Genomic DNA, 20,394 nt, shown 5'->3' with positions numbered 1-20,394 from the left:
CCATGACGCAGACAGGAACGGCAACGGCACAGCGGCTCGGTCGACGGTGGGCGACGGAACCGCGGTGGAAGGACGTGGCACGGACCTACAGTGCCGAGGACGTGGTGCGACTCTCCGGGAGTGTGCGGGAGGAGCACACGCTCGCACGGCGCGGTGCCGAGCGACTGTGGCGGCAGCTCCACGAGCGCGACTACATCCACGCGCTGGGAGCTATGACCGGCGGGCAGGCCGTCCAGCAGGTCAAGGCGGGCCTGCAGGCCGTCTATCTGTCGGGGTGGCAGGTCGCGGCCGACGCCAATCTGGCCGGGCACACCTACCCCGACCAGAGCCTCTACCCCGCCAACTCGGTGCCGCAGGTGGTGCGCCGCATCAACAACGCGCTGCTGCGCGCCGATCAGATCGCCACCGCCGAGGGCACGGACGGGTCCACCGACTGGCTGGTGCCCATCGTCGCCGACGCCGAGGCGGGGTTCGGCGGACCCCTCAACGCGTTCGAACTCACCAAGGCGCTGATCGCCGCCGGGGCGGCCGGCATCCACTACGAGGACCAGCTCGCCTCCGAGAAGAAGTGCGGGCACCTGGGCGGAAAGGTCCTCGTGCCCACGTCCCAGCACATCCGCACCCTCAACGCGGCCCGGCTGGCCGCCGACATCGCCGACGTGCCCACCCTCGTCGTCGCCCGCACCGACGCGCTGGCCGCCACCTTGCTCACCAGCGACGTCGATGAACGCGACGCGCGTTTTTGCACCGGCGAGCGTACCGGCGAGGGCTTCTACCGGGTTCGCAACGGCATGGAGGCGGCCATTGCCCGCGGTCTCGCCTACGCGCCGTACGCGGACCTGCTGTGGATGGAGACCGGCACCCCCGATCTGGCACAGGCCCGCGAGTTCGCCGAGGCCGTCCAGGCCCACCACCCCGACCAGTTGCTCGCCTACAACTGCTCGCCCTCCTTCAACTGGAAGGCGGCACTGGACGACGACCAGATCGCCAAGTTCCAGCGCGAGCTGGCGGCCATGGGCTACCGCTTCCAGTTCATCACCCTGGCCGGATTCCACTCCCTCAACCACGGCATGTTCGACCTCGCCCGCGGCTACGCCGAACACGGCATGACGGCCTACGTCGACCTGCAGGAGAAGGAGTTCGCCGCCCAGCAGCAGGGCTTCACCGCCGTCAAGCACCAGCGCGAGGTGGGCACCGGCTACTTCGACGCCGTCGCCAGTGCCCTCAATCCGGCCTCCGCCACCACCGCTCTGACCGGCTCCACCGAGGAGGAGCAGTTCCACTAGAGGCGCTCCGGCCGGTACCGCTCGTCCGGCCGGAGCGCACGGCTCCAGGACGGACCAGGCGGGTTCCGCCACGAGCGGGGCGCAGTGCGGGACCCGCCGCTCCGGCCGTCGGCGCGCCCGCGCACACGGCCGGGGTCGGGAGCCCGGCCGGGCGCACCGGGCCGGCCGGGCACACCCACGCGTCAGCCGAGGGAGAGGGACCTGCCGGCACGCTTGAGCAGGGTGGGCACGGTGAGCTGGTGGACCGGCTGGGCCATACGCCACACCACGCGGCCGGCCGGCTTGCGGAAGTGCACCGCGGTGGCCCATACGACGGCGGCGCTCTTGACCATCACGATGTTGTAGGTGGCCACGAGCCCGGAGTGGCCTTCGAGTACGAGCGAGTCGAAGTCGTCGTCCTGCGTGGAGACCGGCCCGGACAGGTGCCAGCCCAGGATGTGCTCACGCGAGGACCTGGGCCCCAACCGCAGCCTGAGCACCTGGGTCCAGCCCATCCCCAGGAAGCCGCGGACCGGGGCGGGAGCGCCTTCGAAGGTCGCCCGGCCCCACTGTTCGGGTGTCACGGACCGGGCGTCGGGGGCCGGCACCTCGTAGGCCGACATGTAGTGCGCGTCCGTGAACTCCTTGCTGTCCAGAAGGACTTTCGGCACGTCGACCCGTCGTGCTTGCGGAACGGTCATGAACAGGGGCTCCTTCGACTTCGGCAGTGGACGGAACAGCGCAAGTCACCAAAAAGCAGGAGACTTCGGAGTTTGGGGAGTCTACCCGCACCCTCCCCCGCGACACCGGCTCCCGCGACCGCGACAGCCGAAGACTGCCCGACCCACACACCCACCGCTGCCGCCGGTCGCGGCAGCCCCACACATTTCAGCCGCCCGTCCCCGCGGCGTTTGGGAGAACCCATGGTGAAATCGGTGATGCACAACGTCTCGGACACCGCGCGCTGGGTGGCCGAGTATCGGGCGCGGGAGTCCGCCCGGCCCGACGCCCTCTTCCGTGACCCGTTCGCCGCCGGGCTGGCCGGTGAACGCGGCCGGATCATCGCGGAGGAGGCCAAGCGCTCCTTCGGCAACGGCTGGTTCTTCATCGCCCGGACGAAGCTGATCGACGAGCTGATCGCGGCGTGTCTCGACGAGGGCTGTACCCGGGTGGTCAACCTCGCCGCCGGGCTGGACGCCAGACCGTACCGGCTGGACCTTCCGCCGGACCTGGAATGGATCGAGGTGGATCTGCCCCCGCTCATCGAGGAGAAGGACAAGGCGCTCGCCTCGGAGACCCCGCGGTGCCGGCTGGAGCGCGTACCGGTCGACCTGGCCGACACCGACGCGCGCGGCGCGTTCCTCGCCCGAACGCTCGGGCTGCCCGGCCGGACGCTGGTCATCACGGAAGGGCTGCTGCTGTATCTGGAGCACGCCCAGGTCCGGGAGCTGACGTCGCAACTGCGCTCCCACGGGGCGCGCTGGTGGATCACGGATGTCGTCAGCCCGGCCGTGGTGAAGCTGTCGGACAAGGCGAGCCGCAAGAACAACGCCCCGGTCACCTTCGGTCCGTCCGACGGCGTCGCCTTCTTCGAACGGGGCGGCTGGAGGGTCGAGTCCGTCTCCACCCAGCTGTCCGCCGCGGCGCGCTGGAAGCGCCTCTCCCCACTCATGCGGCTGCTGGCCCTGCTGCCCGAGCCCGACCCGAGGCGGCCGGGCCGCGCGCCCTGGGGCGCTGTGCTCCGCCTCCGGAACTGATGTGCCTGCCGCTGCCCGCCCCTGCCGACCCCGCCCACCCCGCGCCCGACTCCGCCGGCCGCTTCCCACCTCTTCGGAACGTCGCCCGACCACACTCATGAGGGAGTAACACATGTCCGAGTTGCCACCCATCAGCTCCACCCACCGCCTGGTGGTCGTGGTCACCGACCGTGACGCGGTGGGCCCTGCGGCGAGCCGTGCCCTGACCGATCTGGCCGGGAGGCGGGAGGCCGATGTGGGCGCTACCCCGGCTCCCGCACCGTCGCAGCAGGACTACCAGGAGGTCGTCCAGCGCGGTCTGCGCTTCCTCGATCTGGTGGCTCCCGAGGACCGCCTCACCCTGCTGACGGTCTCCTCGCTGGACGAGGTCGACAAGGCGGCGCTGGAGGCGGCCGGGGACCACAAGGCCGTGCTCAGCCTGCTGGTGATCGACCACGCCGAGCACCGCTACCGGATGACATCACCCGACGACCTGAACAGGCGGCTGGCCGAACTGGCGCGCTCGCTCGGTGACACGGTGGCCTTCGAGCCCGGCCCGTGCTCCGTCCAGGTCTACACCGATCCGGACGTCGAGAGCTTCTACTCCGTCGAGCAGTTCACCCCGCGCTGGTATCCCGACGAGGAGTGGGTGGTCACCGCCGACATCGCCTGCGCCTTCGTGGACTCGGTCCAGCTGCACAGCACCAGCCGGCTGCGGCCGGGGATGAAAGCCAGCACCATCGCGAACGCCATCGCCGACTTCCTGACCGCACAGGCCGGCTCCTCCTGGGGGCTGCACTACTACACGGGCTCCGGAGTCGCCACGTTCATCGACGACATCGAGCGGCGCGCGGTCGCGGGCGGGAACCCGATCGTGCGCGGACCCAGCGAGCACAGCCTCGCCTGCTCCGCGCTGGCACGCTGGACCCTGGACGCGGCGCCGTTCGCCATCGTCGCCACGAGCGGTATGCACGAGGAGTTCCGCGGCACCCTGGCCAACCACGTCGCTGTGCGCACGAAGGGCTTCATCATCTGCTGCGACTCCCGAGAGGACCAGTGGCACCCCTTCCAGGGCACGATCCACCGCACCGAGGACAGCCGCCCCTCGCTGCTGGCCCGCGGCTTCCCGGTGGTGCACATCGGCAAGTCCGACGACATCGCCCGTGGGCTCGCCGAGGCGTTCGAGGCGTACTCGGCCGACCGGGGGCCGGTCATGGTGATCGCACCGCGCGACGTGCTCCAGACGACTCTTCCGGCCGAGGAGGTGCCGCCGGCCGTCGCCACCCCCGCCCCGCGCGTCGAGGCGGTGCACTCCCCCGGGATCGAGGAACTGGCCACCTTGCTCAACACCGGGCGCCGGCGGATCCTGTGCCAGGTCGGACCGCTGCGCGAGAGCGCGAAGGAGCTGATGTACTCGCTGGCTCGCGAGGCGGGCATCGCACTCGCCGACTCGGTCGCACAGCCGGGCACCGTCAGCCGCTACCGCGACGGGCGGACGGTGGAGGAGTTCATCGGCACGCTCAGCATGTACGGCTACTCCGCCCGCGTCCACGAATACCTCTACCGGGACGGGGCCATGCGGCCCTCGGACGAGCAGACGGTGATGTTCCTCGGCACGCAGATCCCGCAGATCGACACGCCGTTCTCGGAGTCGGCACTGCGGAAACTGGCGCCGGTGCAGATCACCGACCGGGAGATCGACCAGGCGCCGTTCACCGGTCTGGGCGTGGTCGGGGATCCGGAGGCGGTGCTGCGCGCCCTCCACGAACGGCTGGACGTCGACCCGGAGGTACTGGCGTACCGGCGCGCGGCCATCGCCTCCACCACCGACTCGGACGGCGACGTGATCGGCCTGCTGCCGGTTCTTCCCATGACGACCAACCACTTCTTCCGCCGGCTGCGCGGTGTGCTGGACGGCATCATCCGGGAGGACGGCTACGAGTACGTCGGGGTCTACGACATCGGGCGCGCCGGGCTGTCGGCGGTCAACAGTCTGCCCCGCACCGGCCCCTGCGTCTCCGGCTGGTACGGGCGGGGGCTGATGGGCGACGGGGTGATGGCACTGCCGGGAATCGTGACCCGGCGCGACCGCAACGTCATCTCCTTCACCGGGGACGGCACGGTGGCCATGGTCCCGGACGTGATCCCCAGTCTGGTGCAGCAGATCGCGGTGGACGGCTCGGCGTTCGAGCACAACCTCACCGTCTTCCGGTTCGTCAACGGGAGCCACTCCGTCATCCGGACCTACCGCGAGTCGCTGGACCCCTCCGGGGTCAGCGGCCAGACCGGCGTGCTGACCTTCACCCCGCCGGACTACGAGCACACCTACGGGCCGCTGACGACCCGTCACCGCCGCATCGCCCGGTTCGACGATGTACCGCTCGCCGAGCAGTTGCAGGAGCCGGGGACGGTCAATCTGTACTCGGTGCTGGTGGGGCACAACAACGAGGGCGACGGGCTCAGCAGGTTCTCGTCCCTGGGCTGGCAGCGCGACGAGCTGTCCCCGAAGGCACTGGCCATGGCAGGACTTCCCATCTCGTCACAGGGGGTGACGCTGTGAACCTGAGCGCCGAGGAGAAGGCGGAGCGTGCGCGGATCGAGGACCGGGTGCTGACGCTCCTCTCCCAGGCCGCGGTGGTACCGCGGGAGGACATCGCCGATCCACGTACCAACCTCCGCGAGGAGATCGGTCTGGACTCGATGGACTTCGTGGAACTGGTGACGGTGCTGGAGCGGGAACTGGGCCGACGCGTGGAACGCGAGCAGCTGTCCTACGTCCGGACGGTCGGCGACGTCGTCGACCTGGTGTACACGCTCAGCAAGAACACCGACCCCGCCGGCGCCTGAACCACGGCCCCCGCCCCCGTCCCCGCCGCATACGACGGCCGGTGCGCGGGCGGGGGCCCTCATTTGCGCGCCGGTGTCGGCGACCGGCCGTCTGCGCCGGCGCTCTTCCTGCGGACCGCCCGGGACCCGCACCGCTTCGGGCCTGTCGGAATTCATTGTGGATGGCGCGCGGAGTGGTTCTACGGTGGCGCGATGACGACTCAGGTGATCGTGTTGAACGGTGGCTCCAGCTCGGGCAAGTCCGGGATCTCCCGGTGTCTGCAGGCGGTGCTGCCTCAGCCGTGGCTCGCCGTCGGAGTTGACACGCTGGTCGACGCGATGCCGCCGGCCCTGCAGGAGTCGGACGCCGGAATCGGAATCGCCGCCGACGGCGAGGTGAGCGTCGGGCCCGAGTTCCGGACGCTCGAAGTGGCGTGGATGGAGGGCGTCGCCGCAATGGCCCGTGCGGGTGCCCGCGTCATCGTCGACGAGGTCTTCCTGGGCACAGCAGCGTCCCAGCAGCGGTGGCGGAAGGCCCTCGACGGACTCGACGTGCTGTGGGTCGGTGTGCGATGCCCTGCCGGGGTTGCCGCAGGCCGCGAGATCGCGCGGGGAGACCGCGTCCGGGGGATGGCCGCAGCGCAGGCCGAGTCGGTGCACCACGGCGTGTCGTACGACCTGGAAGTGGACACCACACACACCGAGTCCCTGGAGTGTGCGCGGATCATCGCCGCTCAGGTCGGGTGAGCGACGACTCCCCCACGTCTGCCCCACCTCCGGAATCCGGAGCCGTACCGGGGACGAGGTCAGGCGGCACCCGTGGGCTTGTTGTCCGTCCGGAACACACGGAAGATGCTGACCGCCGACCAAAAGTCCCAACCTGAGCTCCCACGCCGGTCCGCGCGGTGCGTCGGATGCGACCGATCGTGGCTGTGGAGGTGGCTCGTGTCGTACGCGGTTCTCCGATCGCCCCAGGCACTGCGGTTCGTCGGACGCAAGGACGAGCTCGGCGCCCTGTGCCAAGCGCTCGCCGCGACGCCGTCCGTGGCCTTCGTGGCGGGAGAGGCGGGTATCGGCAAGACGCGTCTGATCCACGAGGCGCTGCAACAGATCTCGGGGACGAAGCGGCGGGTGCTGGCCGGAAGCTGTCTGCCGCTGCGCGAACCGTTTCCCTACGGGCCGGTCGTGGACCTGTTCCGGGATCTGCGCGAGGAGCTCCCGCCCGGGCTGAACCCCATCTGCGGAGCCCTGCGGGTCCACCTCCCGGAGCTGGCCGCCGGCCTGCCGCCCGCCCCCGAGCCGGTGGTCGATCAACGGGCCGCGCAGCACCGGCTGTTCCGCGCCGTGCGGGCACTGCTGGAAGCGCTCGGCGACACCGTCGTCGTCGTGGAGGACGTGCACTGGGCGGACGACGGCACCCGCGATCTGCTGCGGTTCCTCGCGGACGCACCACCGCCCCGGCTGTCGGTCGTACTCAGCCACCGCAGTGAGGACCTGCCGGACGGTGGCCTGCCGCTGGGGCGGGCCTACCGGTGCCCGCAGGGCACCACCGAGATCCGCATTCCGCTACGGCCGCTGGACCAGGCCGCGGTGAGCGACATGACGGCGGCCATGACCGGCGGTGCGCCCGTCTCCGCCGAGCTGGCGGCCGAACTGCACCGCCGGACCGCGGGGATCCCGTTCGTGCTGGAGGAGACCGTTCGCACCCTGCTGGCCGGTACGGGCAAGCGGCAGCTTCCCGACCTGGACGCCCTCGCCACGATGCGGGTGCCCGCGCTGTTGCTGGAGGCGACCGCCGACCGCATGGCGCAGCTGTCCCCGACCGCCGCCGACGCGGTGCGCGCCGCCGCCACGCTGCGGGTGCCCGCCGAGGAGGAGTTGATCGCCCAGGTGATGGACGGGCCGGGCGAGTCCGGCGGGCCGCCGTCGGCCGCGCCCGGCTCCCGTCCGGCCGACCACCACCGGCGCACCGCCGCCGGCGCCCTCCGCGAGGCGCTGTCGGCCGGCTTGCTGTGCGAGGAGCCCGGCGGACGCTACGGGTTCCGGCACACCCTCGCCCAGCAGGCGGTCTACTCGATGCTGCCGGGGCCCGACCGGCACCGGCTGCACCGGCGCGCCCTGACCGCCCTGGCCCGCACCGACCCGCCGCCGCTGGTGCGGCTCGCCTACCACGCCCGGCTCTCCGGCGACTGGACGGCCTGGCACCGGCACTGCGAGCAGGCCGTCGACGCGGCACACGCCATGGGCGACACCGCTTTGGTGGTGGAGCTGCTGGAAGAGCTGCTGTCCGACGACCGGCTGCCGACCCGGGAGCGGGGCCGGCTGGCGGCGCGGCTCAGCAGGGAGGCGGCGGTCGGCCTGGCACACCGGCGGGCCACCGGGCTGCTCAGACGCGTCCTGCGGGACACCAGCCTGCCCGAGGGGCTGCGCGGCGAGATCCGGCTCAACCTCGGACTGCTGCTGAACAACCAGGCGGGCCGCTACCAGGAAGGGCGGGCCGACACCGCGACGGCCGTGGCGGAACTGCGCGAACGGCCCGCCCTGGCCGCTCGGGGCATGGCCGCGCTGGCGATGCCCGGTTGGGGCGACCAGCCCCTGCACGTACACCAGAAGTGGATCGAGCGGGCCGAGGAACTGGTCGCCACCCAGCCGGACGGCGCACTGCGGATCGCGGTACGCGGCAACCATCTCGCACTGCTGATGTCCACGGGGGCGCCGTCGGTGTGGGCCCAGGCCGAGGAACTCCTGGGCCAGGGCCGGTCCGTCGCCGAGCGCCGGGAGGTCGCCCGGGCCTGCGGCAACCTGGCCGACGCGGCGACCTGTCTCGGCCACTACGAGGAGGCCCGCCGCTACCGGCTGGAGGGCAGACGGCTCGCCGCCGAGTGCGGCGCTCCCTACCTGGAGAGCATCCTGGAGGGCACCGCGCTGCGGCTGGCCTGGTACACCGGCCGCTGGGACGGGTTGGCGGAGCGGGCCCGCTGCGCGTCGGAACTGGTCGGTGGCGTCTCGGGGATCGCCGCCGACGCCCATCTGGTCCGGGGCCTGCTGGCTTCGGCGCGCGGCGAGTGGGAGGAGGCGCAGGACCGGCTGCGGGACGCGGGACTGGCGGATCCCGCCAACGCGCCGGCCAACATCCGGGCCGCCGCTTCCGCCGCCATGGCGCGGGTGCGGATGGCGTGCGGCGAGGTCGATACGGGCTGCGCCGAAGCCCTCCGCGCGGTGGAGTGGATCAGGAAGAAGGAGATCTGGACCTGGGCGGCGGACCTGGCGCCGATGGCGGTGGTGGCTCTGGTGCGCTGCGGGCGGTACGGCGAAGCCGCCGAGTTGACCGCCGAGTTCCACGCGCGGCTCGCCGGGCGGGACGCGCCGCTGGCCGCGGCAGCACAGCAGGCGTGCGAGGGGATACTCGCCACCGCCGCCACCCGCCACCGGGAGGCCGTCACCGCTTTCGGCGCCGCCCGCGCCGCCTACGCCGTACTGCCCCAGCCCTATTCGGCGGCCCGCGCCCAAGAGGCCGCGGCCCGCAACCTGCTCGCGCTCCGGGACACCTCGGGCGCCGCCCGACTGGCCGAGGCGGCCGAGGAGTTCGCCGCGCTGGGCGCGATACGGGACGCCTCGCGCTGCCGCCGGGAACTGCGGCGGAGCGGTACGACGGTGTCCTCCCGCCGTGGGCGGCGCGGCTACGGAAGCCGGCTGTCCCCACGTGAGACCGAGGTGGCCCGGCTGGTCGCTCTCGGCCGCACCAACCGGGAGATCGCCCAGGTGCTGTTCCTGTCCCCGCGCACCGTCGAACAGCACGTGGCCCGGGTGCTGCGGAAACTGAACGTGGCCTCGCGGTCCGAGGTCGCCTCGAATACGTACCCCTACCTATAACGTTCCGGATTGTTTTGCTCCACTGCGGGCCGGAGGGTGAGTGCCATCTGGCCGGGCGCGATCCGCCCGGTACCACCCCCACCACGAGGAGCAGTATCCATGGGTACTCGTACGCGCGGCAGACGCTTCACCGCCCTGGGCATAGGCGTGCTGACCGCGGCGGTCACGGGACTGGGCGGAGCCGCCACCGCGGGAGCGTCCACCCCCGAAGCGGAGCAGAACACCATCCGCAACGCCTCCGCACCGGGCGCCCTCCCGGACCGGTACATCGTGACGCTGGACGGCGGGACCTCGGCTTCGCTCGCCGCCCGCTCCCAGGTGCGCACCACGGCCGAGCGGCTCACCGACTCCTACGGCGGCACCGTCCGCCAGGTCTACTCCACCGCCCTCCGCGGGTTCTCCGTCCGCGCGACCGAGGCGCAGGCCAAGAAGCTGGCGGCGGCGCCCGGCGTGAAGTACGTCGAGGCCGACGGCACCATGCGCGTCTCCGGAACGCAGCCCAACCCGCCCTCCTGGGGCATCGACCGGGTGGACGGCTCGCTCAACCGCTCCTACAGCTACCCCAACGAGGGCTCGGGGGTGACCGCGTACATCGTGGACACCGGCGTCGACATGACGCACCCGGACTTCACCGGGCGCGCCCGCAGCGGCTACGACTTCATCGACAACGACACCAACGCCAGCGACTGCCAGGGCCACGGCACCCATGTGGCGGGCACGGTCGGCAGCCGCAGCTACGGCGTCGCCAAGAACGTCGACCTGGTGGCGGTGCGGGTGCTCAACTGCCAGGGCTCGGGCCAGTGGTCCCAGGTCATCGGCGGTATCGACTGGGTGGCCCGGAACGCCGACGGCCCGTCCGTGGCGAACATGAGCCTGGGCGGCGGCGCCAGTTCCTCGGTGGACCAGGCCGTGCAGGGCGCCATCGACAGCGGCGTCACCTTCGCGGTGGCGGCGGGCAACGACTCACGCAACGCCTGCAACACCAGCCCGGCGCGGGTGCCGGCCGCCATCACGCTCGGCTCCACCGACCGCGGCGACGGCCGTTCGTACTTCTCCAACTACGGCCGCTGCCTGGACCTGTTCGCCCCCGGTGGCAGCATCACCTCCACCCGCAACGGTGGCGGGTCCACCACCATGAGCGGCACGTCCATGGCGACTCCGCACGCAGCCGGTGCGGCGGCGCTCTATCTGTCCGCCCACCGTGGCGCCTCCCCCGGCCAGGTCCGTGACGCCCTCGTCAACAACGCCCAGAGCGGCGTGGTCGGCAACCCCGGTTCCGGCTCCCCCAACCGCCTCCTGAACGTCAGCAACCTGGGCTGACCGGCTGACCTACTCGGAGCCGCCGGCAGCCCGTGGGGTCCGTCCTCGGACGGACCCCACGGGCCTGTCACGCAACAGCGGACCCCGCCGTATCGACGCGGCCGACCGGAACCCCGGAGCCGGACTTGAACCGGCACGGCTCGCCCCAACGTGAGCGTGGCCGGACCGTCCGCACTCCGCCCAGGTGCTCGACGTTCCGCCTGGCCTGTGACAACCCGTCAGTCGGTCGGAGCCGGGGGTCGGTATGGTCCTGCCATGTCCCGATCAGCTGGGAGTGCGTGCTCCCCATCCGCCGTCACCGCGGACGACCTCGACCTCGCCGTGCAGCTCGCGGTGGAAGTCCTGCGCCGGGCGCCCCGGACGGCCTGGGAGAACAAGGCCGGTTCGCTGGAATGGGACTGCTGGGAGACCGCCGAACACCTCAGTGACGATCTCTTCGCCTACGCCGTGCAGCTGGGCCCCAAAAGGCCGCCCATGGACGGCGAGGTGCCCTTCGTGTGGGAGAGCCGGCGGCCCGGCGGCCCGGCGAACGCCGTGCACGCGGACCGCGCGGCAGGGCCCGGCGGTCTGCTGCAGGTACTGGAAGCGAGCGGCGCGCTGCTGGTCGCCATGGTGCGTACGACACCGCCCCAGACCCGGGCCCATCATGTCTTCGGCGCCTCGGACCCCGAGGGTTTCGCCGCGATGGGCATCGTGGAGACCCTGGTGCACACCCACGATCTGACACAGGGACTCGGAGGCCGACTCGTCTGGGAACCGCCTGCCGATCTGTGCACGCGGGTGCTGGCCCGGCTGTTTCCCGGCGCGCCGGAGACCACTGATCCCTGGCAGACCCTCTTGTGGGCCACCGGACGCGCCGAGCTGCCGGGACACCCTCGTCTCACCACCTGGCGCTGGGACGGCACACCGCGGTCCTAGCGGGGGTCTGCTGCCCGCCCCGGCGATGTCCCACCGCGAACCGGACTCCGAACCCCGGCGCGGGAACGGGATCGCCGCTGTACGGACCTCGATGTCCCCTACTCGCCGCCGCCCAGTTCGAAGAGGAGGAAGAGGAACGCCGCCAGCAGGTGACCGGCCACCACGTAGACGAACAGCCGCAGCGCCAGGCCACGCGGGAAGCGCCCGTCACCCCGCTCCACGCCCGTCTCGTCCTTGCGCTTGCGTTGCGGCTGCGGTGGCTGGGTGGTGGTCATGGCTGGGGCCTTTCTGTACGGGCACGGGGCCGCGAGGGGAGGGAGGGGCGGAGATCAGTGCTGTGCGGCCGGACCGGGCGCGGGGTGCCCCGACAGACCGCTCACGCACAGATCGGCGGTGGGCGACTGGAGCAGCGTGTGGACGAAGAGCAGATCCGCGCCCTGGGCCGAGACGGCTTGGAGCCGGTGCGGGGTGAGCGAGTCGAAGTGCGCCGAGTCGCCGGGGCCCATCGTCTCGGTGATCTGATCGAGCGACAGCCGCAGCTCGCCGCGCTGCACATGGATCCACTCCTCGCCGGGGTGGACGCGTACGAGATCGCCCTGCGGACCGCGCGGCACATGGACGCGGAGCGCCTGCATGGCCCGCCCGGCCTGGCCCGCCTGTCGGTAGCGCCAGCCACCGGCGTCGACGGGCTCCATCTCGTCGCCGCGGACGATGGAGTCGGCAGCGGTCGTCGTCTCGCCCAGCAGTTCGCCGACGGTCGTGCCGTAGACACGGGCGAGGGTGAGGAGGAGCGGCAGCGACGGCTGCCGCTTGCCGGTCTCCAGGCGGGAGAGGTGGGCGGGCGAGAGCCCGGCCCTGCGTGCCGACGCCTCCAGGCTCAGCCCGCTGCGTCGTCGCAGCAGACGCATCCGGGGAGCGAACGCGGGGATGTCCCCCGCCTCCGGCCCCGTTGCCTCATCATGGGGAGGGTTCGGGCGCATGCCCTGATTAAGACACAGCCTTCCCTCCCGGGCAAAAGTTTTGCCTGTGGGGCAAAAAGCGGAGGCCGGCCCGGTCCCCATCGCGTCGGCGAGGGCTCACATCTCGGCCGACCGCCCGGTGAGGGGGCCTCAGGTGGCAGGGCGGGACCGGATGCGCATACCGGGGCGGCGGCAGTGGACGGTCAGATAGGACAGCCCGTCCTGGCCCGCGGTGAGACTGCGACTGCTCTCGCGCGGAAGCCAGGTCAGGCTGCCGGGGGTGAGCGGTTCCGGGCCCCGCGTCGTACCGAGGGTGCCGTGACCGGTGACCACGAGCAGGAGGACGTCCAGGTCGGGTTCGACGTGGGTGTCGACCCGGGTCCGCGGCGGGACACGGACGAGGTTGGCGTCGAGTTGCCTGCCGGATTCGGCCAGCCGCCACAGCGCCCCGGCTGGTGCGGCCTCGGCGGCGGCCAGTGCCGCCACATCGCACAGGACGTGCGGGATCGGCTCGTCGGCGGAGCCGGAGGCGCCGGTTTGTGCATCAGGCATGAAGTTCCCACCTGTTCGACAAGACGCCTGTCCTCCGCTTCGGCCGGCCGCCGATCTCACGCCGACCGCCGTCCGTACACCTGCACAAGAGGGCGGACGACCCGTGGCGGAAACCGCACAGCCCCAGGTCAGGCCATATAGGAATCTAACATGCGCATTTGCTAGCGTCCTCGCGTGCGGTTGACGAAGTTCACCGACCTGGCGCTGCGTGCGGTGATGCGCCTGGCGGTCTCCGAGCTCAGCGGTCCTTCGACCACCCGCGAGGTGGCAGCGGCCATGGACGTGCCCTACGCCCATATGGCGAAGGCGGTCACCCGCCTGCAGCATCTGGGCGTACTGGAGGCCCGGCGGGGCCGGAGCGGCGGGCTGGAGCTGACCGCTCCCGGCCGGCAGGCGTCGGTCGGCTGGCTGGTGAGGAAGCTGGAAGGCGCCGGAGAGGTCGTCGCCTGCGAAGGGGAGCCACCGTGCCCGCTGCGCGGAGCCTGCCGGCTCCGCCAGGCGCTGCGCGACGCGCAGGAGGCCTTCTACGCCAGCCTCGATCCGTTGACCGTGGCCGATCTGGTGGCCTCCCCCACCGGCCCGGTTCTCGTGGGGCTGGTCGGCCGCCCGCCCGAGTGACCCTCCCGCGGCAACCGGAAAGGAAACCCCACCATGGACAGCACCTCGGCCGCCGTCGCCACCGCGGTGACCTTCGTATGGCTCGGTATGGTCCTCGGGATCTCTTTCCTCGAGGCACCGTTGAAGTTCCGCGCGCCCGGCGTGACCGTGCCCCTCGGACTCGGCATCGGCCGCGTCGTCTTCCGGGCGCTCAACGGGGTCGAGACCGTGCTCGCCCTGGTCGTGATCACTGCGGTGGTCCTGGGCGAACCGTCCACCGCCGTGGTCGTGTCGACGGCGGTCGCCGTGCTGCTGCTGGCCGTGCAGCTGTTCGCCGTCCGCCCCGTCCTCAACCGTCGGTCCGACCGGGTGCTCGCCGGTGAGACCCTGCCGCGCTCTCGCGCCCACCTGTGCTACGTGGCGGCCGAGTCGCTCAAGGTCCTCGCCCTGCTCGCGCTCGGCATCAGCGTTCTCACCAACTGACCGCCACACGCGCCCCGTCGACGCGCGCGGCCGTCCACGCGCGGGGCGCTCGCGGTCACTCGATGACGAGCTCGACCGGGATGTTGCCGCGCGTCGCGTTGGAGTACGGGCAGACCTGGTGCGCCTGCTCGACGAGGGCGCGGCCCGTCTCGCCGTCGAGACCGTCGGGGAGCTCCACGCGCAGCGTCACGGCGAGAGCGAAGCCCTCCCCCTGCTTGCCGATGCCGACCTCGCCGGTGACGGCGGCCTCGGAGACATCCACCTTCGCCCGCCGGCCGACGACGCCGAGGGCGCTTGCGAAGCACGCGGCGTAACCGGCGGCGAAGAGCTGCTCCGGGTTGGTGCCCTGGCCGTCGCCGCCCATCTCCCGCGGGGGAGCGAGCTGGACGTCGAGTTTGCCGTCGGAGGCGACGGCGCGCCCCTCCCGGCCGTGCGTGGCGGTGGCGACAGCGGTGTAGAGCGCGTCCATGGAAAGACCATCCCTCTCGAAGGACATCCCGGATGACGCCCCAGGCGGCATCCGGGCGACATGTCAACGGTGCGGCCGGACCGGCCGCCTCACGGTGACAATAAGAGCACACAATTAAGTTGTGCACAACTAACATGTGCGACGCACGTTAGGCTGAAGCCATGAAGGACCCGTTGCCGCAGCCCGCGGACGCGTCGGAGGAGGACTTCCTCCGGCTGGACCGCCAGATCTGCTTCTCCCTCAACGCCGCGTCCCGTGCGTTCGGCAGCGTCTACCGCGTGCTGTTGAAGGACCTCGGCCTCACCTATCCGCAGTACCTGGTGATGCTGGTGCTGTGGGAACACCGCGAGGTGTCGGTCAAGGCTCTGAGCGCACATCTGCGGCTCGACTCCGGCACCCTTTCACCGCTCCTCAAACGGCTGGAGGCGGCGGGACTCGTCCGGCGGGAGCGCTCCGCCCACGACGAGCGCTCGGTCCAGGTCCACCTCACCGACCAGGGCGCGCACCTGCGCGAACGCGCCCTGCGGGTCCCGCGCAGAATCGCGGCGGCGACCGGCTTCGACGCGGCGGAGGCCGCCGAACTGCGGGCCCGCCTCGACAGGCTCACCCGGGCACTCGACGACGCCGTCGCCGAGGAGACCGCCCTGCTCGACGGCGCGGAGGAGAGCCGCCCGGCTGTCGGCTGACACCCGGACGTACCGCGACCCTCCCGCCCCGCTCCCCCATCTGAAAGGAACTCGTCCATGTCCGGGCCCCAGTCGGTGGACCGTGCGCTGGACCTGCTGGACGCGATCGCCGACGCACCCGGACCGGTGAGTGCGAAGGCCCTCGCACGGCAGGCGGGCTGCTCCCTTTCGACCGCCTACCACCTGCTCGCTCCCCTCGTCGAGCGCGGCCACGTCCTCCGCGGCCCCGACGGGTACAGTCCCGGGCCGCGGGTGCCCGCTCTGCACCGCTCCTTCCGCCGCCATCAGGGCATCGACGGTGTGGTGGCCGCCCTGCTGCCCCGGGTACGGCAGGCCACCGGCGCCGAGGCGTACTTCACCACCTACCGGGACGGGCTCATCACCGTCGTCGACAGCACCACACCCCTCGCCGCCACGGCCGACCCCTTCGCGCCCGGCCCCGAGACAAGGGCGCACGCCACGGCGCACGGCAAGGCCCTGCTGGCCCAGCTCCCCCGCGCGGCACGGCGCCGCTATCTCGCCGACCACGGCATGGCACGGCACACCGACCGCACCATCACCGACGAGGCGCGGTTCGAGGCCGAGCTCGCCCGTGTACGCGAGCGGGGCGTGGCGGTCTCCGTGGGTGAGGCCGACCCCGCCCACACCTGCCTCGCCGTGCCGCTCCCCGGCCGCCCCGACGCCGTCTGCGCGGCGCTGTCCGTCTCGCTGCCGCGCCGGATGTTCCGACTGCGGCACCCGGAGATCGGCGCCGCCCTGCTACGTGCCGCCGCCGCGTTTCCGGCAGCGTCGGAATGAGGCTGTGCCGCGCTGGCCGAAAGCCCTCACGCGCCGCATCCTGACGTCATGATCTTCATCGCCGTACGTTTCACCGTCCGCCCCGAGTACGCCGACGAGTGGCTCTCCCTCGTGGGCTCCTTCACCGAGGCGACGCGCGCCGAACCGGGCAATCTCTTCTTCGACTGGTCCCGCAGCGTGGACAACCCGCGCATGTTCACCCTGCTGGAAGCCTTCGCCGACGACGCCGCCGGAGCCGCACACGTCGAGTCCGCCCACTTCAAGGCAGGGCTGGAGGCCATGTCGGCAGCAATCGCCGAGACCCCGCAGATCATCAATGTGAACATCCCGGACCAGCAGGGCTGGGGAGCCATGGCGGAGCTGACGCCCAAGCCGTAGCGGGGCGGGGACGCGGAGCGGGGGAAGCGGGTGGGCGACCAGCTCCGGAAACGGGGGCGGGAACGGGGTCAGGGACGCGGTCGGCCGGGCCGGTCGTCCCGCCCCGCGCTCTTCTCCTTCTCCTGCTCCTGCTGCCGCTTTTCCTTCAGGCGTGCCGCTTCCTTGCGCACCTCGGCCTGGGTGGCGCGCTCCTTCTGCAGCCACTGAGGAGCCTCGCTCTTCAGTGCGTCGATCTGCTCCGTGGTGAGCGGCTCGGTGACACCGCCCCGTGCGAGACCCGAGATGGAGACGCCCAGCTTCGCCGCGACCACCGGCCGGGGGTGCGGGCCGTTGCGGCGCAGCTCCCGCAGCCACTCGGGCGGATCGCTCTGCAGCGCGTTCAGCTCGTCGCGCGAGACGACGCCCTCCCGGAACTCGGCGGGGGTGGCATCGAGGTACACACCCAGTTTCTTCGCCGCGGTCGCGGGCTTCATCGTCTGGGTGTTCTGGTGCGACGTCATGTGTCAAGCATATCGAGCGTGTGTGCCGGTCCCGACCACGCCCGGTAGCCTGGGCCGGGTGACAGGCTCCCCGGCATCCCCCTCGTTCCGCCTCGCCTACGTCCCGGGCGTGACCCCCACCAAGTGGGTGCGGATCTGGCAGGAGCGGCTGCCCGACATCCCGCTGGAACTCGTCGCGGTGTCCGCGGCCGAAGCCCACGGCGTACTGCGCGGCGGCGGCGCCGACGCGGGCTTTCTGCGGCTGCCGGTCGACCGGACCGAGCTGAGCGCCATCCCCCTCTACACCGAGACGACGGTGGTCGTGGTCCCGAAGGACCACCTCGTCGCGGCGGTCGACGAGGTGACCGCCGAGGAGCTGGCCGACGAGATCGTGTTCCACCCCCTCGACGACACCCTCGACTGGGAGCGCAGGCCGGGACGGCCCGCCCGTGAGCGCCCCGCCACGACGGCGGACGCCGTGCAACTGGTGGCGGCGGGCGTGGGGCTGCTCGTCGTACCGCAGTCACTCGCCCGCCTGCACCACCGCAGGGACCTGACCTACCGCCCGGTCACGGACGCTCCCCGGTCCCAGGTCGCGTTGTCGTGGCCCGAGGAGCGGACCACCGACATGGTGGAAGACTTCATCGGGATCGTCCGCGGGCGGACCGTCAACAGTTCCCGGGGCCGCCGCCCCGCTCCCGCACAGTCCGCGGACAACCGCACCGGGGCACAGGGCGCCCGGCGGAAGGCGGCGCCCCCCAAGCCGGCCGGCCAGGGCAAGGGCAGGCGGACCGGTTCCGGCGGCCCCAAGGGCGGCAGGCGCGGCAGGCCCCGTCGCCGGTCGTAGCGACGCTGCCCGGCGGACCCGGCGGGGGCCGACACGGTGGACTCAGCGGGTGCCGACACGGTGGGCGGTGCCCTCGGTGACGGCCCGGAGCTTGTCCGGGTTGGCCACGTTGTGGAGGGCGGTGATGCGGCCGTGGGTGTCGAAATCGAAGGTGACGGTGGCGATCACCCGGTCCGGGCCCCTGAAGACGAGGCCCGGCCCGCCGTTGAGCTCGACGAGCTCGGCGGTCATCTCGGCGGGCTCGACACCCTGATAGGTGACGGTGCCGAGGGCCGCGAACCAGGCGGCCACCGTTTCCGCGCCCACGACCGGGCGCAGGGCCTGACGGACCTTGCCGCCGCCGTCGGTCCACAGGGTGACGTCCGGGGAGAGCAGTTCCATCAGGGCGTTGAGGTCACCACCGGTCGCGGCGGCGAAGAACTGCTCGGTGACGCCGCGCTGTGTCGAGCGGTCCGCTGCGAACCGCGGCCGCCGCGCGCGCACATGCTCACGCGCCCGGTGCGCCGCCTGCCGCACCGCGGCCTCGGACCGCTCCACGGCTTCCGCGATCTCCGCGTGGCTGAAGTCGAAGACCTCTTTCAGTACGAAGACCGCGCGCTCCAGCGGGCTGAGCGTCTCCAGCACCACCAGCATCGCCATCGACACCGATTCGGCGTCCACCGCCGCTTCGGCCGCGTCTCCCCCGGTGAGGATGGGTTCCGGCAGCCACGGACCCACATAGGTCTCCCGCTTGTGCCGGGTCGAGCGCAGCCGTTCCAGGGCCAGGTTCGAGACGATCCGCGTCAGATACGCCTTGGGGTCGGCCACCTGGGAGCGGTCGGCGGCCGACCATTTGAGCCAGGCGTCCTGCACCGCGTCCTCGGCGTCGGCGGCCGTGCCCAGGACGCGGTACGCCACCGAGAACAGCAGATTGCGGTGCTGGTGGAAGACGTGCTCAGTGAGGTCGGCGGGCGGGCGGGTCACCGTGCCTGAACCTTCCGGGTGAAGCGCCCGCCGCGGGGCCAGATCGCGCCCGAGGCGGGCATCTTCTTCATGCGGCCCCAGGTGGGCCAGGGGGAAGCCGTCACCGTCTCCTTGTACCAGGCCGCCGGCCGACCGGTCATGTACACCCGTCGCGGGCTGTTGTCGGGGCGGGTGAACTGTACGACGGCGTCGCGGCGGCCCAGGCTCACCGGAGTGTGGTAGAAGCCGAACCGGAACGGCTTGGGCTGCTTGCCCTCGAGCGTGCGGACGATCGACACCGCGGCGTGCACACCGGTCGGCATACCGCCCTGGCAGGTGCCGTGCATCACTCCGTAGCCCTGGCGCACCGCGGCCGCGTCGCCCACGGCGTACACCTGCGGATGCGAAACGGAGCGCAGCACCTGGTCGGTGACGATCCTGCCCCGCTCGTCGACGGTCAGCCCGGCGGCGGCGGCCAGCGGTGACACCCGCGTCCCGCTCGTCCACACGACCACCTCGGCGGCGACGCTCTCCCCACTCGCGGGCCGAACCGCGTCGGGCAGCACCTTCGCCACCTCGACACCGCTGCGTACCTCGACGCCCAGGCGGCGCAGCCCGGAGTGCAGATGAGCCCTCACCTTCGGGTGCATATCCGTGCCGGGCTCGTGCCGGCCGAGGAGGACGACGTGCAGCTCCGGGTGCCTCTCGGCGATCTCGGCAGCCGTCTCGACGCCGGTCAACCCGCTGCCCACGACCGCCACCGTGCCGCTTCCCAGCCGGGCCAGCCGGTCGGCGAGCAGTTGGGCATCCTGCACGCTGTTCAGGGTGTACGCGTGCTCCTCGGCGCCCGGCACCGCGGGGGTGTCGGCCACGCCGCCCAGCCCGTACACCAGTGTGTCGTAGTGCAGCACCCGGTCGTCGTCGATCCGTACGGTCCTGGCCTCGGCGTCGACCGCCGTCACCCAGCCGCGTACGAACCGGGCGCCGGTCCCCGCCAGCAGTTGCGGGATGCTCAACTCCGCCGGCTGCTGTCCGGATGCCGTCATGTGCAGTCGCAGTCGCTCGGTGAACCGCTCCTGCGCGTTCACCACGGTGACCTGAACGTCCTTCTGTCCCCGTACCCGGGCGGCGAGTTGGATCGCCGCGGACATGCCCGCGTATCCCGCCCCCAGGATCACGACGCGGTGCGGGGTGGCCGTGTCTTCGACTCGCTGCGGTGCGCTCATCGTTCCGCCTTCCTCCGTCTGGTGCCGGCGGCCTGTTGCC

General features: G+C 72.0%; 22 protein-coding genes. 14 read left to right on the top strand and 8 right to left on the bottom strand.

The window, feature by feature from the left end; translation table 11 throughout:
* Nucleotides 1-2 precede the first annotated feature (2 nt).
* A complete protein-coding gene (gene aceA, locus JW613_RS08305; protein WP_209210061.1) occupies nucleotides 3-1,286 on the top strand; it encodes an isocitrate lyase in 1,284 nt (427 codons plus the stop codon).
* A 182-nt stretch (nucleotides 1,287-1,468) separates the two neighbouring features.
* On the opposite strand, the gene JW613_RS08300 is transcribed toward aceA, so the two are convergent.
* Entirely contained in the window at nucleotides 1,469-1,966 is a 498-nt protein-coding gene (locus JW613_RS08300) for a DUF2867 domain-containing protein (RefSeq protein ID WP_209210060.1), read from the bottom strand.
* 222 nt (nucleotides 1,967-2,188) lie between these two features.
* Here JW613_RS08300 and JW613_RS08295 point away from each other — a divergent pair, with 222 nt between their 5' ends.
* From JW613_RS08295 to JW613_RS08265, 7 genes are all read left to right on the top strand, one after another.
* Nucleotides 2,189-3,022, top strand: a complete 834-nt coding sequence (locus JW613_RS08295; RefSeq protein ID WP_209210059.1) for a class I SAM-dependent methyltransferase — start codon at nucleotides 2,189-2,191, stop codon at nucleotides 3,020-3,022.
* A gap of 112 nt (nucleotides 3,023-3,134) precedes the next feature.
* Complete coding sequence (locus JW613_RS08290) at nucleotides 3,135-5,561, top strand: hypothetical protein (RefSeq protein ID WP_209210058.1); 2,427 nt, start codon at nucleotides 3,135-3,137, stop codon at nucleotides 5,559-5,561.
* Nucleotides 5,558-5,848, top strand: a complete 291-nt coding sequence (locus JW613_RS08285; RefSeq protein WP_307865832.1) for an acyl carrier protein — start codon at nucleotides 5,558-5,560, stop codon at nucleotides 5,846-5,848. Before JW613_RS08290 ends, JW613_RS08285 begins: the two co-directional genes overlap by 4 nt.
* A 192-nt stretch (nucleotides 5,849-6,040) precedes the next feature.
* Nucleotides 6,041-6,574 carry a chloramphenicol phosphotransferase CPT gene (cpt, locus tag JW613_RS08280; RefSeq protein WP_209210057.1) on the top strand — a complete coding sequence of 178 codons (534 nt, stop codon included), beginning with the start codon at nucleotides 6,041-6,043 and terminating at the stop codon, nucleotides 6,572-6,574.
* 198 nt (nucleotides 6,575-6,772) lie between these two features.
* Entirely contained in the window at nucleotides 6,773-9,700 is a 2,928-nt protein-coding gene (locus tag JW613_RS08275; RefSeq protein WP_209210056.1) for an ATP-binding protein, read from the top strand.
* A 99-nt stretch (nucleotides 9,701-9,799) separates the two neighbouring features.
* The gene (locus JW613_RS08270) at nucleotides 9,800-11,020 is read left to right on the top strand and encodes a S8 family peptidase (protein ID WP_209210055.1); all 1,221 of its coding nucleotides are present in this window, start codon (nucleotides 9,800-9,802) and stop codon (nucleotides 11,018-11,020) included.
* Between the two features lie 255 nt (nucleotides 11,021-11,275).
* On the top strand, nucleotides 11,276-11,938 hold the full coding sequence (locus JW613_RS08265) for a hypothetical protein (RefSeq protein WP_209210054.1): 663 nt from the start codon (nucleotides 11,276-11,278) through the stop codon (nucleotides 11,936-11,938).
* A 98-nt stretch (nucleotides 11,939-12,036) separates the two neighbouring features.
* Here the strand turns inward: JW613_RS08265 and JW613_RS08260 are convergent, their stop codons facing one another.
* The 3 genes from JW613_RS08260 to JW613_RS08250 all read right to left on the bottom strand — a co-directional run bounded on the left by JW613_RS08260 (nucleotide 12,037) and on the right by JW613_RS08250 (nucleotide 13,449).
* Complete coding sequence (locus tag JW613_RS08260) at nucleotides 12,037-12,213, bottom strand: DUF6126 family protein (protein ID WP_209210053.1); 177 nt, start codon at nucleotides 12,211-12,213, stop codon at nucleotides 12,037-12,039.
* A gap of 54 nt (nucleotides 12,214-12,267) precedes the next feature.
* Nucleotides 12,268-12,918 carry a helix-turn-helix domain-containing protein gene (locus tag JW613_RS08255; RefSeq protein ID WP_209210052.1) on the bottom strand — a complete coding sequence of 217 codons (651 nt, stop codon included), beginning with the start codon at nucleotides 12,916-12,918 and terminating at the stop codon, nucleotides 12,268-12,270.
* A gap of 129 nt (nucleotides 12,919-13,047) precedes the next feature.
* Complete coding sequence (locus JW613_RS08250) at nucleotides 13,048-13,449, bottom strand: hypothetical protein (protein WP_209210051.1); 402 nt, start codon at nucleotides 13,447-13,449, stop codon at nucleotides 13,048-13,050.
* 174 nt (nucleotides 13,450-13,623) lie between these two features.
* Between JW613_RS08250 and JW613_RS08245 the strand changes: the two genes are divergently transcribed.
* Both JW613_RS08245 and JW613_RS08240 read left to right on the top strand, forming a co-directional pair.
* Nucleotides 13,624-14,067, top strand: coding sequence for an RrF2 family transcriptional regulator (locus JW613_RS08245; RefSeq protein ID WP_209210050.1), 444 nt, complete (start codon nucleotides 13,624-13,626; stop codon nucleotides 14,065-14,067).
* A gap of 33 nt (nucleotides 14,068-14,100) precedes the next feature.
* Nucleotides 14,101-14,529 carry a hypothetical protein gene (locus JW613_RS08240; protein WP_209210049.1) on the top strand — a complete coding sequence of 143 codons (429 nt, stop codon included), beginning with the start codon at nucleotides 14,101-14,103 and terminating at the stop codon, nucleotides 14,527-14,529.
* 55 nt (nucleotides 14,530-14,584) lie between these two features.
* On the opposite strand, the gene JW613_RS08235 is transcribed toward JW613_RS08240, so the two are convergent.
* Nucleotides 14,585-14,998, bottom strand: coding sequence for an organic hydroperoxide resistance protein (locus JW613_RS08235; RefSeq protein WP_209210048.1), 414 nt, complete (start codon nucleotides 14,996-14,998; stop codon nucleotides 14,585-14,587).
* A 161-nt stretch (nucleotides 14,999-15,159) separates the two neighbouring features.
* On the opposite strand from JW613_RS08235, the gene JW613_RS08230 reads away from it, so the two are divergent.
* The 3 genes from JW613_RS08230 to JW613_RS08220 are packed head-to-tail and all read left to right on the top strand — an operon-like array spanning nucleotide 15,160 to nucleotide 16,860.
* Nucleotides 15,160-15,684 carry a MarR family winged helix-turn-helix transcriptional regulator gene (locus JW613_RS08230; protein WP_209210047.1) on the top strand — a complete coding sequence of 175 codons (525 nt, stop codon included), beginning with the start codon at nucleotides 15,160-15,162 and terminating at the stop codon, nucleotides 15,682-15,684.
* A gap of 57 nt (nucleotides 15,685-15,741) precedes the next feature.
* Nucleotides 15,742-16,482: an IclR family transcriptional regulator gene (locus tag JW613_RS08225; RefSeq protein WP_209210046.1), complete on the top strand. Its 741-nt coding sequence runs from the start codon at nucleotides 15,742-15,744 to the stop codon at nucleotides 16,480-16,482.
* A 48-nt stretch (nucleotides 16,483-16,530) separates the two neighbouring features.
* Nucleotides 16,531-16,860 carry a putative quinol monooxygenase gene (locus tag JW613_RS08220; RefSeq protein WP_209210045.1) on the top strand — a complete coding sequence of 110 codons (330 nt, stop codon included), beginning with the start codon at nucleotides 16,531-16,533 and terminating at the stop codon, nucleotides 16,858-16,860.
* A gap of 68 nt (nucleotides 16,861-16,928) precedes the next feature.
* Here JW613_RS08220 and JW613_RS08215 read toward each other — a convergent pair whose 3' ends face one another.
* Nucleotides 16,929-17,360, bottom strand: coding sequence for a DUF5997 family protein (locus JW613_RS08215; protein ID WP_209210044.1), 432 nt, complete (start codon nucleotides 17,358-17,360; stop codon nucleotides 16,929-16,931).
* A 58-nt stretch (nucleotides 17,361-17,418) separates the two neighbouring features.
* Here JW613_RS08215 and JW613_RS08210 point away from each other — a divergent pair, with 58 nt between their 5' ends.
* Nucleotides 17,419-18,186, top strand: a complete 768-nt coding sequence (locus JW613_RS08210; RefSeq protein ID WP_209210043.1) for a LysR family substrate-binding domain-containing protein — start codon at nucleotides 17,419-17,421, stop codon at nucleotides 18,184-18,186.
* 42 nt (nucleotides 18,187-18,228) lie between these two features.
* Here the strand turns inward: JW613_RS08210 and JW613_RS08205 are convergent, their stop codons facing one another.
* Both JW613_RS08205 and JW613_RS08200 read right to left on the bottom strand, forming a co-directional pair.
* Nucleotides 18,229-19,149: an RNA polymerase sigma-70 factor gene (locus JW613_RS08205; protein ID WP_209210042.1), complete on the bottom strand. Its 921-nt coding sequence runs from the start codon at nucleotides 19,147-19,149 to the stop codon at nucleotides 18,229-18,231.
* Nucleotides 19,146-20,354: an NAD(P)/FAD-dependent oxidoreductase gene (locus JW613_RS08200; protein WP_209210041.1), complete on the bottom strand. Its 1,209-nt coding sequence runs from the start codon at nucleotides 20,352-20,354 to the stop codon at nucleotides 19,146-19,148. Before JW613_RS08200 ends, JW613_RS08205 begins: the two co-directional genes overlap by 4 nt.
* Between the last annotated feature and the right edge of the window lie 40 nt (nucleotides 20,355-20,394).

Source organism: Streptomyces smyrnaeus (assembly GCF_017676345.1).
Lineage (GTDB): Bacteria > Actinomycetota > Actinomycetes > Streptomycetales > Streptomycetaceae > Streptomyces > Streptomyces smyrnaeus.
Note: the sequence above shows the minus strand (reverse complement) of the source record. Positions and strands in the feature narration are given on the sequence as shown.

Coding starts and splice junctions, on each gene's coding strand:
- aceA (WP_209210061.1), top strand. CDS start 3: ATGACGCAGACAGGAACGGCAACGGCACAGCGGCTCGGTCGACGGTGG.
- JW613_RS08300 (WP_209210060.1), bottom strand. CDS start 1,966: ATGACCGTTCCGCAAGCACGACGGGTCGACGTGCCGAAAGTCCTTCTG.
- JW613_RS08295 (WP_209210059.1), top strand. CDS start 2,189: ATGGTGAAATCGGTGATGCACAACGTCTCGGACACCGCGCGCTGGGTG.
- JW613_RS08290 (WP_209210058.1), top strand. CDS start 3,135: ATGTCCGAGTTGCCACCCATCAGCTCCACCCACCGCCTGGTGGTCGTG.
- cpt (WP_209210057.1), top strand. CDS start 6,041: ATGACGACTCAGGTGATCGTGTTGAACGGTGGCTCCAGCTCGGGCAAG.
- JW613_RS08270 (WP_209210055.1), top strand. CDS start 9,800: ATGGGTACTCGTACGCGCGGCAGACGCTTCACCGCCCTGGGCATAGGC.
- JW613_RS08265 (WP_209210054.1), top strand. CDS start 11,276: ATGTCCCGATCAGCTGGGAGTGCGTGCTCCCCATCCGCCGTCACCGCG.
- JW613_RS08260 (WP_209210053.1), bottom strand. CDS start 12,213: ATGACCACCACCCAGCCACCGCAGCCGCAACGCAAGCGCAAGGACGAG.
- JW613_RS08255 (WP_209210052.1), bottom strand. CDS start 12,918: ATGCGCCCGAACCCTCCCCATGATGAGGCAACGGGGCCGGAGGCGGGG.
- JW613_RS08250 (WP_209210051.1), bottom strand. CDS start 13,449: ATGCCTGATGCACAAACCGGCGCCTCCGGCTCCGCCGACGAGCCGATC.
- JW613_RS08240 (WP_209210049.1), top strand. CDS start 14,101: ATGGACAGCACCTCGGCCGCCGTCGCCACCGCGGTGACCTTCGTATGG.
- JW613_RS08235 (WP_209210048.1), bottom strand. CDS start 14,998: ATGGACGCGCTCTACACCGCTGTCGCCACCGCCACGCACGGCCGGGAG.
- JW613_RS08230 (WP_209210047.1), top strand. CDS start 15,160: ATGAAGGACCCGTTGCCGCAGCCCGCGGACGCGTCGGAGGAGGACTTC.
- JW613_RS08225 (WP_209210046.1), top strand. CDS start 15,742: ATGTCCGGGCCCCAGTCGGTGGACCGTGCGCTGGACCTGCTGGACGCG.
- JW613_RS08220 (WP_209210045.1), top strand. CDS start 16,531: ATGATCTTCATCGCCGTACGTTTCACCGTCCGCCCCGAGTACGCCGAC.
- JW613_RS08215 (WP_209210044.1), bottom strand. CDS start 17,360: ATGACGTCGCACCAGAACACCCAGACGATGAAGCCCGCGACCGCGGCG.
- JW613_RS08200 (WP_209210041.1), bottom strand. CDS start 20,354: ATGAGCGCACCGCAGCGAGTCGAAGACACGGCCACCCCGCACCGCGTC.